This window comes from Methanocella sp. (assembly GCF_035506375.1).
GTDB lineage: Archaea > Halobacteriota > Methanocellia > Methanocellales > Methanocellaceae > Methanocella.
In genome coordinates, this window is record NZ_DATJPM010000090.1 from 1 (window position 1) to 14,275 (window position 14,275).

The following is a 14,275-nucleotide window of genomic DNA, read 5'->3' on the forward strand; positions in this document are numbered from 1 at the left end:
GAAGAACCTGGATGCCATGGACAAAGGCCTCATCGAGGCACATGGCAAGATCATCGGCTTTGGCTGCGTGGACACGACCACGAATACCGTAGAGACGGTCGACCAGATCGAAAAAACCATCCGTGCCGGCATCGACAGGATAGGAAAGAAAAACATGTGGGTCGACCCCGACTGCGGCATGCGCATGCGGAACCGTGATGCGGCCTACCAGAAACTGGCTAACATGGTGGAAGCCGTCCGCAGGATCGGATAATCCGCTCGAAAGCTCTCTAAGCATTTATCTATTAACAGGACAATGTTCTATTATATGCTCGAAAGTACGGACGTCTGGCAGCTTTTCAACGATACCGTCCGCATGATGAACGAGTCCGCGAACGTCCAGTACTCGCAGACCGTCCAGGAGATCAACGCCACGCAGGCCGGTTCCATGGACCCCTCCGACATGGGCGCATACAACCTCACCATGTACGGCATGAACACGGTCCACGACATACAGTCGGCCATCATTAGCCCGATGAGCCATCTAAAAGCCGCATATGATTCCGCCGTACAGGCGCAGGTATCTGTCGGGTCTTTACCGGACCCCACGGCCCAGGCCACGAACGCCATCGGCTCGATCGCGACGACGGCCGGTAACGTTCTACCGGCGGTAAACTTCGTCTACGCGCTGATATTCATTGTCATAGGCATCGCCATTGGAGGCCTTATATTCCATAAAAAATAATCGGGGAACTATTTTATATTGAAGTGCTCTTTCCATGCCTTTACCCAGGCCGGGTCTTTACGCTCAAGACGATTCTTCTTCAGGTTCTCCTGCATGACCCGGATAATATCCTTATCCTTACTGGAAAACCATTTTTCCATGGCCTTTTTACCATCTTCCGGGGAGGCGGCGGCCGCCACGCTCCAGCAATAGCCCATGCCCTTCTTAAGGGCGACGAACTCGTCGGATCTCCGGTCTTCGGCATTACCCATGGAAGCGGTTATATTGTCCAGGATCTTTAAGACCCGCAGGACCAGCTTTTTATCCTTCAGCAGCGCCGGCTCGCACAGCGCGGCAGCCGCGGCCCTTTGCTCGAGCGGGTTGCCCTTGCTCCATTTCTCCATCTCGTCCAGGAGCCTGCCCATATCCTTCATTCCAAGGCGCTGGAGGGCCATGGCCACGCCTTCGCGGACACGCCACCGGGGATCCGATGCAAGCTCACGTATCACTTTAAATTTCTTAACATCGCCGTCAGCCAGCAGCCTTCCCATGCCGACTGTGCCGCAAAAGGCCAGGAATTCATACGGCGAATTAACAGGAGCCTTATCCGGCGTGAACGATAATAAATGCTCGAACAGCTTTTCGTTGCCCCAGTCGGCTACCGCCTGGCCGAGCTCTATGTTCCCCCTTGGGCCGGGAAGTCCCGACTCTTTCAAGAGGTACGCGTCGATGTCCCCGACTCTGTCAAGGGACTCCTTATAAGATCCTATCTTAGACATAAAAATAAAAAAGTGAGGCTTGAAGCCCCGATTTTGCCTATATGATGCTCGACACGAAGATGAAGTACAGGGCGAATACGAACGCCACGATCCACATGACGGGGTGTACTTCTCTCCACTTGCCCGAGGCGACCTTTATGATGCAGTAGGATATGAACCCAAAGCCTATGCCCTTCGAGATACTGAAGGTAAAGACCATGCCCACGATGGTCAGGAAGGCCGGGAGAGCGTCCTCAAGCTTGTCCCATGGGATGTCCTTGACCAGGGTTAGCATCATAAAGCCGACGACGATCAGGGCGGGAGCCGTTGCCGCGCTGGGGATCAAATATGCCAGCGGTACGAACAGCATGGCCACCAGGAACAGGATCGCCGTCACGACGGACGCCAGACCTGTCCGGCCACCCGCACCCACGCCCGACGCGCTTTCCACGTAAGTCGTGTTCGAGCTGCAGCCCATGAAGCCGCCGATCATGGCCGCCAGGGAGTCCACTGCCAGGACCTCCTTAAGGCCGGGCAGCTTACCGTCCTTATCCAGCAGGCCCGCCTGTCCGCCAACGGCGACCACGGTGCCCATGGTGTCGAAGAAGTCGACCATGCCCAGGGCAAAGACCAGCGTGATCAGCGGGAGGATGCCTATGCTGAGGGCCCCCACGAAGTCGACCTGGCCGACTGTAGAGAGCGTTGCCGCGCTCGGCAGCTCGATGATGGAGCCGCCCCATGATGGCAGGTTCGACGCGCCTGCGGGCAGCGCTGCCCCGGCCACGGCCGGAACGTCCGGATTGCCGAAGACGTTGAAGGCAATGCCCATGGAGTTCGCCGCGAAGCAGGCGATCAGCGCGATGATCGATGTCAGTATGATGCCATACAGGATATTACCCTTAATTTTCAGGGCCATCAAAACCATAATGATAAAAAGTCCGACAAGCGACATGATCACGACGGGGTTCGACATACTGCCAAAGCCGATATACGTGGCCGCGTTGGCGATCATCAGCCCCGAGTCCTTGAACCCGATGAACGCGATGAACAGGCCTATGGCCACGCCGATCGCGATCTTGAGCGACGCCGGGATAGAGTCCATGACCAGTTCTCTCAGGTTCGTCAGCACCAGCAGGAGGATGACGAAGCCTTCTATGACGATCAAGGCCATGGCGATCTGCCAGGATAAGTGCATGCCGATGCATATGCCGTACGTCACGACGGCGTTCAGGCCCATGCCCGGCGCCAGCGCAAACGGGTACCTGGCGAAGATGCCCATGAGCAGCGTCGATGTCGCCGCCGCCAGGCACGTAGCCACCAGCAATGCCCCGAAATATTCCTTACCCATAGCCGCCGAGAGTATGCCGGGGTTAACGACGATGATATAGGCCATCGTCATAAAAGTGGTAACGCCGGCGATTATCTCGGTCTTAACATCCGAATTTCTTTCTGATATGTGGAAGTAACTGTCTAAAAATGACTTAGGGGCCGCGCCCTCTGTAGTCTTTTTTTGCGGTTGCTCGTACAAGGATAACCACCTTAGCACTTTCTCTTTTTCAAGGCCTTAATATAGATTTCCTCAGCGCCATGCCAAATAAAATTGCCCCCTTAATTTCCACCGGAAGTATACCTGTAGCAATTGACTTTTTATACGAATTCTCGCTAATTCATGCGAAAACTCTATAAAGCTATTGTATATCGCGGCATTGGCATTCCGCCTTTCGTAAAAACTTTTTCTATATAGCAAGCTTTATATCGCCAGTAATTCTTTATGGGTGCGAAATTTTCCATAAAGGAATGGCGGGATACTATGAAATGTAATACACATCCGGACGTCGACGCGGTCGGGACCTGCACGAGCTGTGGCAAGGCCGTATGCGCGGACTGCGCCGCCGAGAAGGACGGCAAGGTCTTTTGCAAGACATGCGTGGAAAAGATGGCGATACAGCCTCCGGCGCAGGCAGCCGCTCAGCCCGTCTCGCCCGCCGTGCCCGTGGCAGAAATTAAAAAAGAGCCGTTCTTTTCGCTCGTACTGTCGTTTTTGGGCATGTTCGTCATGGGCTTCATAGGCCTGGGGCAGATCTACAATGGCCAGTTCAAGAAGGGCATTATACTGACGGTCGGGAACTGGGTCCTTGGATGTGGCGTGGGCATCATCTACCTGCTGGGAGTAATAACGATCATTGGAGCCGTGTGTTGCCTTCCGGTACTGCTCATCCCGCTTGTCCTGTGGATTTACGCCATGTACGATGCCTACGTGACGGCGGATCAGATCAATAAAGGCGAGCCTGTCAAAGACTGGCTGGACTAAGCCTTTATATTTTTATACTTTTATCCTTCGATGTTTTCCGATTCTTTATAAAAAATAATCTGTGTTGACTTTTAATTTAAGTGCCCAGATGTGCTAAGGCACTATATTTAAACACACAATCTAGTAGTTCCGTACTTGTTTTTCTTTCACTTATGCTATATGCGTCGTTCGCCGATTTGTTCGGTTTTTCAACACGAAAACACGAAAGACTTTTCATAGTCCCATGTGAGGGACACGAACCGCACTAAGATGGATGCTTTCACGTCAAAACACCAAACAACCTCCCAAAGGGCACGGACCTCACTAATTAAATTGAAATACAAGAAAAAGCATTAAGTTCATGCCGTTCTCGTGGTTCAATCCTTTAGTGTTTTAGTGCCATTCGGGGGGTTGTTTCGTGTTTTAAGCGCCAGGCATGGAACTTAGTGATTATCGTGCCCTTACGTGGGATAAAAAAGAATTCGTGTTTTCGTGTTGAAAAACCAGGGGCAGTACGTGAGTTACAAAGATAAAAACCTAATAAATCAGTAAAAAGCGGAAAAAATAAAAAGCATCTTTAATAAGAGTTCGTGGTACCGACCATCATGTATAAAAAGGCTGCTACGATTGCCGCTACAATGATCGTCACCACGATGAAGTAAATAATCCATATGACGATACCGATCACGATGAACAGGATGATATTGGATTCCGTCGTCTCTTTATAAGGTATAGTACCTTCATTCATCTTCTTTGCCGTGGAGTAAGCGTTATATATTAAATAAATATGGACGATCAATCCTGGAATAATAAAAAAGAGATAAGCTATCAACGTCACGATAAAGAATAATAATCCCTTTAAAAATCCTTCACCGTTATAGACCTGGCCGAGGCCCGGGAAAAAGAAAGACCCAATGGCCGCTAGAGCCGGGTTCTTCTGCTTCTGTGGCTCCACTGAAGCGCCGGCGATTACTGCTACATTATCGATGTTATCAACTCCAAAATAGGTGCTTATTAATTAGAGCTTGGGCCTGTTCTTATTAAAATCTTTCTTAGCCCTACGTCTTCAGGTTATAGCCGCTTTCGAAGAGCTTTAGGCTGGCAAAGAAACAGACCAGAAGCGAGACTCCGATGGCAATGAGACAATAGTAGGGGTTCGTCCGCTCGTAGCCGATCATAGCGTACCTGAACCCGTCCACGACGTAGGTCAGCGGGTCCAGCCATGAGAGCCAGCGTATCCAGTCGGCGGGGATGATGTCTATGGAAAAGAACACGCCGCCCAGGAACAGCAACGGGCTGAGAAGATAGCTCATGACGTTGCCCACGTCCTCGATATTCTTCGACCACTGCCCCAGCATAATGCCGAAGCAGGCGAACGTCGCAGATGTCCCCAATAAGAATAGCAGGAACATCGGAATATCGAAGATCCCGATGCCGAAGAGGACCATGGTGACTACGCCGATGATAAGGCCCATGACGATACCCCGGGTCATCCCTCCGAGCACGTAGGCGACGACCATGGTCGAATAGCGCATCGGCGTCGTGAGCGGGTCCTCGATGTAGCGGTCGTCCTTCGACGAGAAGAGCGAGTACGCCGGGTTAATGTACGCGTGCAGGATGACCTGCATCATGATCAGGCCCGGGAGCATGAACTGGATGTACGTGTGGCCGCCCATGCCCGGAATGGACGAGCCGAGGGCATAGCCGAATGCGAAGATATAGAGGAACGTGGAGATGACGCTGGGCAGTATGGTCCGGTTGGGCTTTCGGGTAAAGCGGATTATTTCCCGCCGCAGCATCGTGTAAAGTGCGTCCCACTCACTCACGCATCTCACGCCCCGTGAGCTTAATAAATACGTCTTCGAGCGTCGCCTCGCGGACGTGCATGGACCGGACTGCCACGCCGCCGGCCTTGAGGTGCTCGAGCAGCTTCACGGCGGCCGTGTCCGTATCGCAGACGTGAACGACGAGCTTCTCATCTTTTAGCGTATAGCGGAGCACGCCCGGGACTATGGAGAGGTCGGGCACCTTACCGCCTGCGATGCTAAACTCGATACGGCCGCTTTCGACCTTGTTACGCTTCAGCTCTTCTGGCGAGCCCATCGCGATAAAGCGCCCATGGTCCATGATGGCGACGCGGCCGCAGAGGCTTTCCGCCTCCTCGATATAGTGGGTGGTCAGCACGATAGTGGTGCCCTCCGCGTTGAGCTTTCGGAGCATGTCCCACAGGGCCCGGCGGAGCTGGACGTCCACGCCGGTCGTGGGCTCGTCGAGGAAGAGCACTTTCGGCCTCTGCATCAGCGCCCGCCCTATGAGCAGGCGACGCTTCATGCCGCCCGACAGCTTATCGCAGTACACGTCAGCCTTTTCGCTTATCTCTAAAAAATCGAGGATCTCATCGGCGCGCGTTTCCCGCTCGGCTTTCGGCATGCCATAATAGGCCGCGTGATATGTCAGGATCTCCTTTGTCTTGAGGTTCTCGTCGAAATTGTATTCCTGCGGCGAAACCCCGATGAGCTTTCGGGCTTCAATTGCGTCACCGACTACGTCCCATCCGAAGATGCACGCGCTGCCCGACGTCGGTGCCGAGAGCCCGACCAGCATTCGGATGAGCGTGGTCTTACCGGCACCGTTGGGCCCAAGAAGGCCGAAGAACTCGCCCCGGGGCACGTCGAGGCTGATATTGTCCACGGCGGTGAGGTCCCCGAACTTTTTCGTCAGGCTCCGGATGGCTATGGCGGAAGTATCGTTTTCTGTCGTGCCTATTAGCTCCTGATCTCCATCGCCTCTTTCGGGCTCACCGCGTCATGGACGATGGCGCTGATGCGGCGGACCATAAGTGTCGGGGTCTCGTGCATGAACACGTTTCTCCCTATGGCGACGCCGGCAGAGCCTGCTTCCATCGCGCCGCTGATGCGCTCGAGAAGCTCCAGGTCGGTGCTCGTCTTCATGCCGCCCGCCGCGATGACCGGCACGGAGCAGCCTTTTATGACCTGCCTGAACGTATCCGGGTCCCCGGTGTAGTTGGTCTTCACGACGTCGGCGCCCATTTCGGAACCTACGCGGCATACGTGGGCGATCAGCTCGGGATCGTACTGGTTATGGATATTCTTGCCCCTCGGGTACATCATGGCGAGCATGGGCAGCCCCAGCGCCTCGCACTCCCGGGAGACCGCGCCCGCGTCTTTGAGCATGACGTCCTCTTTCTCCGACCCGATGTTCACGTGGACGGAAACGGCGTCCGCGCCAAGCCGTAAAGCCTCGTCCGGCGTCGTGATGAGTATCTTATGGTCCGGGTCCACGCTCAGGCTCGTGCTCGCTGATAAATGTATGATCAGCCCCGAAGTCTTTGGGCAATTCACATAGCAGTCCTTCACGATGCCCTTGTGCATGATGAGCGCGTTCGCGCCGCCTTCGGTGGCGCACCGCATGACTTCCCTGATGTTCACGAGCCCTTTCACCGGGCCAAGGGTTATGCCGTGGTCCACTGGCACCATAACGGTCTTCTTCGTCCGGCGGTCAAAAATTTTTTCCAGTCTTATTGATTTGCCAACATTCATAGTTCCTCGTAGCAGGATAGTGGTCGGTCAAATTAGGTTACAAACGTTTAAACTTAATAAAATATGCAATTATAATACAAAATTCTTTTCTTTAAATGAAAAAAAGCTCAGTGCGCCTTCTTACCCGACATCTCCCTGACGTCGAGCTTCAGGAGCTTGAGCGATATGTTGGAGGCCGACAGGTAATCGACGCCTTTCTTGCCCCATGGTATGCTCAGTAAGGACTTGATCCCCGCCCGGTTTCGCACGGCCGACGACATGGCCACGTTGATAGTGTTACGCTCTATGGCGTTCTCTACCGGGACGAGCCGACCCTTCAGGATCACGCTCTTGTAGTCCGTGAAGGCCTCGTCATGCCAGTCCACTTCGATAGTGACGTCGGCGTTCCTGCTCATGAGGTCCATCTTTTTACCCGTCGTAGTAAAGTGAAAGTACATCGTATCGCCGAAGTAGTAGTATTCCATCGGGAGCGTGTATGGATAAGGCTCGTCGTGGAACGTGATGCGGCAGATTAGCTGGTCGCGCAGGAGCCCGTCCATTTCCCGGTGCGTCATGTCGGGCAGGTCAAACTTCTTTATCTCGTATTCCTTAGGTAGCGGTTCTTGCATGCCGAACACCATTTGTCATGATGAGTCGTATCGATAAAACCGGTTCGCGCATTAATAGGCTTTTCCGGCCCGAAATCCGTCATATGTGCCGGCATGCTACTGGTTAGAGCCAGTCTCGACATTCGGCGTTTCTTTACGGTTATCCGTTATGTAGTTATCCCGCTTTTTGTCCACAAAGAAGTCTGCCTTTTCGACTTTCTCCGGCCTGATGCTGCTATTCTTGTCGTCCAGCCCGCGGCGCCGGTCAGTCGTCTCCTCGTCGAGGTCTTCGACCTTTTTGAATCCATCTGTCATTTTGTACGACACGGTTTGGCCGCTGTAAAATAGTAATACGCGTAAAATACGATAGAGGACACAGAGCCCGGTATGGGCTTACCCACGTAAAATGAGATTATAACATCAATTAAAGTTTCTATACTAGATGGACTGTATGATAACCGGCACTTTACTTAAGAGCACTGCGGTCGTCTGGCCTATGGCAGAAAAATTCGCCGGTATTTCGATGGGGCTGATGGTCACTGTGGGCGTGACGGGCAACGAGACGTAGGCGAAGGCGGCGACGAAGATGCAGAGTATTGAAAGTATGATGAGCACCAGGAAGATGCCCAGGATGCCGATGAAGGTCAGGCCGATGATCTTCAGTGTATCGTCCATGTGGTCACGCTCTCTATGGCGGTATAAATGCTAGCGTAGAATAAATATTTTATAGTCTTTCCATGCCGGACAATGATTTAAACATAAAGATACATGTTATTATCGTGAGCGAGAATCTTCAAAAAGCGGACTTTGCTGCGGGCTGCTTCTGGCACGTGGAGGAGGCTTTCCGGCATCTCACAGGCGTCGTGTCGACGGCCGTCGGCTACGAGGGCGGCCACACGCAGGGGCCGAACTATAAGGAAGTCTGTACTGATAAGACGGGCCACGCCGAAACTGTCCAGGTAACCTACGACCCGGCGAAAATATCGTACGAGGACCTGCTGAACGTGTTCTGGAGCCACCACGACCCGACGACGCCGAACCGGCAGGGGCCGGACTTCGGCACCCAGTACCGCTCCATCATCTTTTATCACAATAAGGAGCAGGAAGCCGTCGCCCGTGCCTCGAAGAATAAGCTGCAAGAGTCGGGCAAGTTTAAGAAACCCATCGTCACCGAGATCGTCCCGGCCTCGGAGTTCTGGAGAGCCGAGGAGTACCACCAGCAGTACCTGGAGAAAAATAACCTGAAGAGCTGCGGCATCTAGATATCGAAGGACGACAGGCTCGCCTGCTTTTCCTTAGAGTAGGCAGAGATGACGGACTCGATCTCCGTCCAGAGCTCGGCCGACATGGACTTGTGCGCTCTGGCCATGCGTTTCCTAGCACGGGCTTTGCATATCATCCCGATCGCCTGTGCTGCGCCGCTTCTTATCCAGGCGTTGTCGTCGTTTAGTGCAGACTGCAGGGGCTTAATAGCCTTTTTACCAAAGGATGCCAATGCCATACAGGCTGCATTCCGTACCTCCGGGTCACCATCCTCCAGCATGCCTATCAGGGGCTCGATGGCCTTGCTTCCCCTGACCTTTCCCAGCGCTCTGGCCGCCGCCTTACGGACTTCCACGCCCTCGCCGAGTGCCCTGGTGAACGGCGTGGCATACTTGAACGACCGGTAGCTTTCCAGCGCCTCCAGTGCGGCTTCCCGGACTGAGGGCTCCTTATCGCCGATGGCGTACAGCAGGCCCGGCACTGCCTTCTCGTCCTTGATGGCGCCAAGGGCGCGGACGGCCTCTTTCCTTACACTGCCGTCTAAATCGTATAAAAGGTCGAGCAGTGGCCCCGTTGCCTTCTTATCCCTCATCCTGCCCAATGCGGCCACGGCTTTTTTACGCACGTTCACGTCCGGCTCGGACAGCATCCTTATGAGCGCCTTTACAGCCCGCTTATCGCCGATCTTGCCCAGGGCGATGACCGCCTCCAGCCGGATCGCCGGGTCACTGTCTTTGAGCGAGCCCAGGAGCGACCGGAGGATCTTATTATACTCCAGCACTTTGAGGGCGTCATAAGCCGACCGCCGGACGTAGATGCTCTTATCGAGGAGGGCATGAGTGAGGGCGTCGACGACGGAATCGTCGTACTTCCTGCCAGGGTTTCCGATGATCTCGTCCGTTATGGCTAGTGCGGCATACATCCGGACGTAGAAGTTCTCGTCCCTTAGCGCTATGGCGAGCCCCGGTACCGCCTTATGGCCGAGCCTGCGTAACGCCTGGTAGGCTGTCTCCCGGACGTCGTAGTGCTCGTCCCTCAGCGCGTCGACCAGCAGTCCGACCGACTGCCTGTCGCCGAGCCCTTCCAGTTCCTTGACCGCGTATATCCTTACGTTGATATCGTCGCAGCTTAAGGACTGCCTCAGGCCCTCCTTTTCGTCCGGCACAGTGCCTGCGCCGGTCATAGTCTCAATCATAATATGCTCTCGCTAGTAGACCATAAGCAAAGGTTTGTTTAACTACATTCATCCCATAAAAAGCAACTTTTTTTGGTATAAACAATCGAAAAAGCAGCGATAATGCGAAAATCATTATATAAAGCAGTAATTATAACGGATATTATATTTTAATCATTAATACGGTATTCCTGGTAAAAGGATCCGGGGCGGGCAAAAAAGATGGGGTGCCCGCCTCATAGGTTGGGGATGTTGTGGATGGTATCGCAGCCTGGCCCTGAATCGTGTAGGGCGTGTGCGATATGTTTCAGTCTAAACCCTAATATCGCATGGTGGTTTATATATTCTGACCAAGTGCATGCTGAAAGTAATCAAATTTATGCCCTGCAAAGGCTTCATATAATTTCTGTATGACGATTATTACTTTCGGGACGAAAGCTTAAATACCGTTCAAGGCGTTGGATTAGCAGATGATCGCCGGGACCTTCGATACGCTGTCTGAAGCGTGGTACTACGCCATAAGGGAGATCTACAACAATGGCTTGCTCGTGGAGACTGAGTACGGCATCAAGGCGAAGTGCGTCAACGGCATGCTCCTGGAGATCAAGAACCCCGTTCAGGTGTGGCATAAGAAAGACCCCTTCTGCAGCAAGGAGCGCATCGAGTTCTATAAAAAACAGTTCAAGCGCGAGTCGGCCGGAAAGCACGGCTTCGAGTACACTTATATCGACCGTTTAGTTAACTATGAAGGCTTCGACCAGCTTAAGTGGATGAGCGAGCAATTGCAGAAAAACCGGTATGAGTCGAAGCGCATTCAGGCCATAACTTGGATGCCGAAGGTGGACTGTATGAAAAAGGAGGACCAGCCGTGTTTTCAGCGGATCTGGGTGTTCCCGCACAGGAATAACAAGCTGGACGTGCACATCCACTACCGGTCCTGGGACATGTTCAAGGCATTCGAGGCCAACCTGATCGCATTCCAGGAACTCGTCAAGGACGAGCTTATAGGGCCTACTGATTTCATGCTGGGCACGCTGCGCTGTATTGGGGATAACGTTCACATCTATGAGGACGACTTCCAGGCAGCGGAAGAAGTACTTAGACCTTAGCTATAGCCCGGTTTCTCGGAAAGATAAAATAACAGAAGCGAAAGATTGGTCAGCTTAACTTGATCATTTCGCGGGCGAATTCGCAGCATCCGCAATGCGCCAGCCCCTTCTCCATCAGCGAGCCAGGCAGTGCCTCATTAGCCATATGCAGGTTCTCCTCGATAGGACTCTCCTCGTTCATGCCGGACAGGACAACAGTTACTCCCGGATGATTGAAGACCCGGTGCAGCCCCAGTCGGCCGGGCTTCTTTTTATTTCCGCCTCGTTCCAGATCGCCCGTATTTCCTTCGCCGGCCTGGCCAGGTTGCCGCCGCGCAGCGGCTTCATGATCACGGCGCCGAGCCCTTTCGAGGCGGCGTACTCAAGCCCTTCCCTGCCTGTCTGTTTGGTCTCGTCCAGATAGTTATATAGTTATTACCACATTTCCCTTTTTCAGCCCTTTATCAACATACCGATGAGCCTCGGCCATTTGTTCCAGGGGATAGCGCTTATCTATGACAGATTTTATCATTCCTGCCTCGATGAGCTCCCCGAGGAAAATCAGATCGTCTATCGTCTGGCGCTCTGACTCGAATATTACTTTCTTGCTGCTCATCATCGAAGTCCACATCCCTCGAACCATTTGTAACATCCCGGGATTGGCGAGGAGATAGCGCCCGTTTTTCTCCAGTGATCTTATACTACCTGAAAACGAGCTCTTGCCCACGACCTCAAAAATAACATCATAGGCCTCGCCGCTTTTTGTGAAATCTTCACGAGTGTAATCGATGACATGATCGGCCCCGATCGCGCGCAGCATGTCCAGTTTCCCCGTACTGTCTACCCCGGTCACTTCCGCACCGTAATACCTGGCAAGCTGCACCGCGAACGTGCCTATGCTGCCCCCGGCACCGTTGATCAGGACTTTTTGTCCGCTGCGGATGTTCCCCTTTCTCAGAAAATGTAATGCGGTTAGTCCCCCGACGGGAACTGCGGCCGCTTCCTCGTAGGTCATGTTGGCCGGTTTTATTGCCAGCATCCGGTCTTCAGGCAGGCATTTGTACTCGGCATAAGCGCCCATGCGGAAATCGGTAGTCCCAAAAACCTGATCGCCTTGCCGGAATCGTTTGACAGCTTTGCCGACGGATTCGACCTCCCCTGCCAGCTCCTGTCCGAGTATCGTTATTCTTTTCGGTTTTTGGAGACCCACATATATTCGCATTGGAAGCCGGAACAAGATCGGGAGCTGTAACCTTCTAAACTCACAATCCCCGGCTGTTACGGTTGTCGCACGTATCCTTATGAGCACTTCGTTGTCCCGGGGCGTCGGCTTTTCCACTTCTTTGAGCCGAAGGCCGTCCGGCGGCCCATATTTTTCCCATACGACTGCTTTCATCCAGGCTCCTTATTTATTTTTTATCCGGGCTCTTTACTAACTGCGTTTCACGCTTCCCGTTCAGACCCACTGCCAGGCATACCAGACTATCAGTACATTAAACACAAGTCCTACGATCATCAAGAACTTATCGTATGCCGAAGGGTAGTTAGGTAATCCTATGAGATTGAATCCGAAGAAGAATATGGCAACTAGGATATTAGCCCATCGATTTGCGGAATGGCTCAGCGTCAGTGACAGGATGACCATGACGATCGGAGCCACCATTAATATTGCAATTCCGAGGCCCATTCCCTGAGTTATTCGCCGACCTCCGATCTCTCCCGCTTTAAAGTCGCCGCTAAATATTCGCAGCACGTCCCCCAGGAGATACGTTAACATCAGGGCTGTCCATAATGCCGCTAGTATAATCATTACGTCATCCATCTCGATCAACACCTGCCAGTTGCCTCCGGTAATTCAAATAATAGTCTATTCCACTATTAATAATTTGAATAAGCACAAGCATAAACAATTGTCATCTATTTTAATAGTAAAATGTTTTAAGCGCCATAATGAGTCGCTCAAGGCGGCTTTTTATTATCAAGCTTCAGAGTTAAACTTCCGGTGTGGTGCTTCTTTCGATGTATGGGTCGCCATCCTGGAGCTTGATGATCACTAAAGAGTCTAGGGGATATTCGGATTTTATTAGCTCGTATTCCCCGTCCGGCAGAGGATAATCTAATATGACCACTTCATTTCCGATCTGGACGATGACTTTTCCGAGGCCTGACAATGGCTGCGCATCATAATAGCCCATAATCTTTCCGATATTACGACCTTCCGCAATAGCGCTCTTCATAGTTTTACCCATTGTATTTTCTGTGCCACGGCAAGCTTACTATTCATTATTATGGTCAGTGGTATAACAGTTCCCTATATAGTAAATATTTTCATATATATTAAACAGGTTTTTATCGGCGGTTTAAAATATTTATAGAAAAAAATATTTATAGGGCCACGTCATTGGGATTTATGCGGTTGATATTCAACCGTGGATTGGACTGTATGAGCGAAACGAACCATGAAATATATTTCCGTAAAAACGGTTCGGTTTGTATGGTAGACGATGGAAATACCATGAGCGCATATCTTAAAAACACTCATAAATCGCAATCGTCCACGGGTGTTATAAAACCGATACTTGATAAACGGTTTAGCAAGGACCTGAGACATAGCGGTATACATAGATTTTAAAACTCCTTCCCAGTTATTCCTTGAACATTTTCCTATCTATAGGAACAATGCCTTAAAAGTAATATGGAACCTGGTAGAAAAACCAGTAAAAATTATAGGTATAAAATCATAAGATTAGATATGGAAGAAGCCTATAATCCATTTTTACCTGGTTCCAATTCATTTTTAAAATAAACTGCTGCGTTGAATATTGATAGGTCATTGTTTAGCAAGTAGTCTT

General features: G+C 52.0%; 17 protein-coding genes and 2 pseudogenes. 5 read left to right on the forward strand and 14 right to left on the reverse strand.

Features of this window, described 5'->3' with window-relative positions:
- Both VMC84_RS12240 and VMC84_RS12245 read left to right on the forward strand, forming a co-directional pair.
- Nucleotides 1-253, forward strand: a pseudogene (locus VMC84_RS12240) (methionine synthase); the annotation flags it as partial.
- Nucleotides 254-307: 54 nt separating this feature from the next.
- Nucleotides 308-724: a hypothetical protein gene (locus VMC84_RS12245; protein WP_325381049.1), complete on the forward strand. Its 417-nt coding sequence runs from the start codon at nt 308-310 to the stop codon at nt 722-724.
- An 8-nt stretch (nt 725-732) separates the two neighbouring features.
- On the opposite strand, the gene VMC84_RS12250 is transcribed toward VMC84_RS12245, so the two are convergent.
- Together VMC84_RS12250 and VMC84_RS12255 are read right to left on the reverse strand one after the other, a co-directional pair.
- A complete protein-coding gene (locus VMC84_RS12250) occupies nt 733-1,482 on the reverse strand; it encodes a hypothetical protein (RefSeq protein ID WP_325381051.1) in 750 nt (249 codons plus the stop codon).
- Between the two features lie 37 nt (nt 1,483-1,519).
- On the reverse strand, nt 1,520-3,007 hold the full coding sequence (locus VMC84_RS12255; protein WP_325381053.1) for an NCS2 family permease: 1,488 nt from the start codon (nt 3,005-3,007) through the stop codon (nt 1,520-1,522).
- A gap of 264 nt (nt 3,008-3,271) precedes the next feature.
- Here VMC84_RS12255 and VMC84_RS12260 point away from each other — a divergent pair, with 264 nt between their 5' ends.
- On the forward strand, nt 3,272-3,772 hold the full coding sequence (locus VMC84_RS12260; protein ID WP_325381055.1) for a hypothetical protein: 501 nt from the start codon (nt 3,272-3,274) through the stop codon (nt 3,770-3,772).
- Between the two features lie 556 nt (nt 3,773-4,328).
- Here VMC84_RS12260 and VMC84_RS12265 read toward each other — a convergent pair.
- The 7 genes from VMC84_RS12265 to VMC84_RS12295 all read right to left on the reverse strand — a co-directional run bounded on the left by VMC84_RS12265 (nt 4,329) and on the right by VMC84_RS12295 (nt 8,573).
- On the reverse strand, nt 4,329-4,706 hold the full coding sequence (locus VMC84_RS12265) for a hypothetical protein (protein WP_325381057.1): 378 nt from the start codon (nt 4,704-4,706) through the stop codon (nt 4,329-4,331).
- 103 nt (nt 4,707-4,809) lie between these two features.
- Nucleotides 4,810-5,577, reverse strand: a complete 768-nt coding sequence (locus tag VMC84_RS12270) for an ABC transporter permease (RefSeq protein WP_325381059.1) — start codon at nt 5,575-5,577, stop codon at nt 4,810-4,812.
- Entirely contained in the window at nt 5,570-6,442 is an 873-nt protein-coding gene (locus VMC84_RS12275; RefSeq protein ID WP_325381061.1) for an ABC transporter ATP-binding protein, read from the reverse strand. The genes VMC84_RS12270 and VMC84_RS12275 overlap by 8 nt, the downstream gene beginning before the upstream one ends.
- A 74-nt stretch (nt 6,443-6,516) precedes the next feature.
- Complete coding sequence (locus VMC84_RS12280) at nt 6,517-7,311, reverse strand: 2-amino-3,7-dideoxy-D-threo-hept-6-ulosonate synthase (protein ID WP_325381063.1); 795 nt, start codon at nt 7,309-7,311, stop codon at nt 6,517-6,519.
- Nucleotides 7,312-7,418: 107 nt separating this feature from the next.
- A complete protein-coding gene (locus VMC84_RS12285) occupies nt 7,419-7,919 on the reverse strand; it encodes a pyridoxamine 5'-phosphate oxidase family protein (RefSeq protein WP_325381065.1) in 501 nt (166 codons plus the stop codon).
- A gap of 96 nt (nt 7,920-8,015) precedes the next feature.
- Nucleotides 8,016-8,213, reverse strand: a complete 198-nt coding sequence (locus tag VMC84_RS12290) for a hypothetical protein (RefSeq protein ID WP_325381067.1) — start codon at nt 8,211-8,213, stop codon at nt 8,016-8,018.
- Between the two features lie 123 nt (nt 8,214-8,336).
- Nucleotides 8,337-8,573, reverse strand: coding sequence for a hypothetical protein (locus VMC84_RS12295; RefSeq protein WP_325381069.1), 237 nt, complete (start codon nt 8,571-8,573; stop codon nt 8,337-8,339).
- A 62-nt stretch (nt 8,574-8,635) separates the two neighbouring features.
- Between VMC84_RS12295 and msrA the strand changes: the two genes are divergently transcribed.
- Entirely contained in the window at nt 8,636-9,160 is a 525-nt protein-coding gene (gene msrA / locus VMC84_RS12300) for a peptide-methionine (S)-S-oxide reductase MsrA (protein WP_349256779.1), read from the forward strand.
- Here the strand turns inward: msrA and VMC84_RS12305 are convergent.
- Nucleotides 9,157-10,356, reverse strand: a complete 1,200-nt coding sequence (locus VMC84_RS12305) for a HEAT repeat domain-containing protein (RefSeq protein WP_325381073.1) — start codon at nt 10,354-10,356, stop codon at nt 9,157-9,159. The two genes, msrA and VMC84_RS12305, sit on opposite strands and share 4 nt — an antisense overlap.
- A gap of 449 nt (nt 10,357-10,805) precedes the next feature.
- On the opposite strand from VMC84_RS12305, the gene VMC84_RS12310 reads away from it, so the two are divergent.
- On the forward strand, nt 10,806-11,444 hold the full coding sequence (locus VMC84_RS12310; RefSeq protein ID WP_325381075.1) for a thymidylate synthase: 639 nt from the start codon (nt 10,806-10,808) through the stop codon (nt 11,442-11,444).
- Between the two features lie 100 nt (nt 11,445-11,544).
- On the opposite strand, the pseudogene VMC84_RS13810 reads toward VMC84_RS12310, so the two are convergent.
- From VMC84_RS13810 to VMC84_RS12330, 4 genes and pseudogenes are all read right to left on the reverse strand, one after another.
- Nucleotides 11,545-11,852, reverse strand: a pseudogene (locus VMC84_RS13810) (aldo/keto reductase); the annotation flags it as partial.
- Nucleotides 11,848-12,819 (reverse strand): NAD(P)-dependent alcohol dehydrogenase, encoded by a 972-nt coding sequence (locus VMC84_RS12320; RefSeq protein WP_325381079.1) that lies wholly within the window; start codon nt 12,817-12,819, stop codon nt 11,848-11,850. The pseudogene VMC84_RS13810 and the gene VMC84_RS12320, both read right to left, overlap by 5 nt.
- 60 nt (nt 12,820-12,879) lie before the next feature.
- Nucleotides 12,880-13,245 (reverse strand): DUF6326 family protein, encoded by a 366-nt coding sequence (locus VMC84_RS12325; protein ID WP_325381083.1) that lies wholly within the window; start codon nt 13,243-13,245, stop codon nt 12,880-12,882.
- 169 nt (nt 13,246-13,414) lie between these two features.
- Nucleotides 13,415-13,672: a hypothetical protein gene (locus VMC84_RS12330; RefSeq protein WP_325381081.1), complete on the reverse strand. Its 258-nt coding sequence runs from the start codon at nt 13,670-13,672 to the stop codon at nt 13,415-13,417.
- Between the last annotated feature and the right edge of the window lie 603 nt (nt 13,673-14,275).

Excerpts from the sequence above, each read along its gene's own strand:
- VMC84_RS12245 (WP_325381049.1), top strand. The coding sequence starts at position 308 with ATGCTCGAAAGTACGGACGTCTGGCAGCTTTTCAACGATACCGTCCGC.
- VMC84_RS12250 (WP_325381051.1), bottom strand. The coding sequence starts at position 1,482 with ATGTCTAAGATAGGATCTTATAAGGAGTCCCTTGACAGAGTCGGGGAC.
- VMC84_RS12260 (WP_325381055.1), top strand. The coding sequence starts at position 3,272 with ATGAAATGTAATACACATCCGGACGTCGACGCGGTCGGGACCTGCACG.
- VMC84_RS12280 (WP_325381063.1), bottom strand. The coding sequence starts at position 7,311 with ATGAATGTTGGCAAATCAATAAGACTGGAAAAAATTTTTGACCGCCGG.
- VMC84_RS12285 (WP_325381065.1), bottom strand. The coding sequence starts at position 7,919 with ATGCAAGAACCGCTACCTAAGGAATACGAGATAAAGAAGTTTGACCTG.
- VMC84_RS12290 (WP_325381067.1), bottom strand. The coding sequence starts at position 8,213 with ATGACAGATGGATTCAAAAAGGTCGAAGACCTCGACGAGGAGACGACT.
- VMC84_RS12295 (WP_325381069.1), bottom strand. The coding sequence starts at position 8,573 with ATGGACGATACACTGAAGATCATCGGCCTGACCTTCATCGGCATCCTG.
- msrA (WP_349256779.1), top strand. The coding sequence starts at position 8,636 with ATGCCGGACAATGATTTAAACATAAAGATACATGTTATTATCGTGAGC.
- VMC84_RS12305 (WP_325381073.1), bottom strand. The coding sequence starts at position 10,356 with ATGATTGAGACTATGACCGGCGCAGGCACTGTGCCGGACGAAAAGGAG.
- VMC84_RS12310 (WP_325381075.1), top strand. The coding sequence starts at position 10,806 with ATGATCGCCGGGACCTTCGATACGCTGTCTGAAGCGTGGTACTACGCC.
- VMC84_RS12320 (WP_325381079.1), bottom strand. The coding sequence starts at position 12,819 with ATGAAAGCAGTCGTATGGGAAAAATATGGGCCGCCGGACGGCCTTCGG.
- VMC84_RS12325 (WP_325381083.1), bottom strand. The coding sequence starts at position 13,245 with ATGGATGACGTAATGATTATACTAGCGGCATTATGGACAGCCCTGATG.
- VMC84_RS12330 (WP_325381081.1), bottom strand. The coding sequence starts at position 13,672 with ATGGGTAAAACTATGAAGAGCGCTATTGCGGAAGGTCGTAATATCGGA.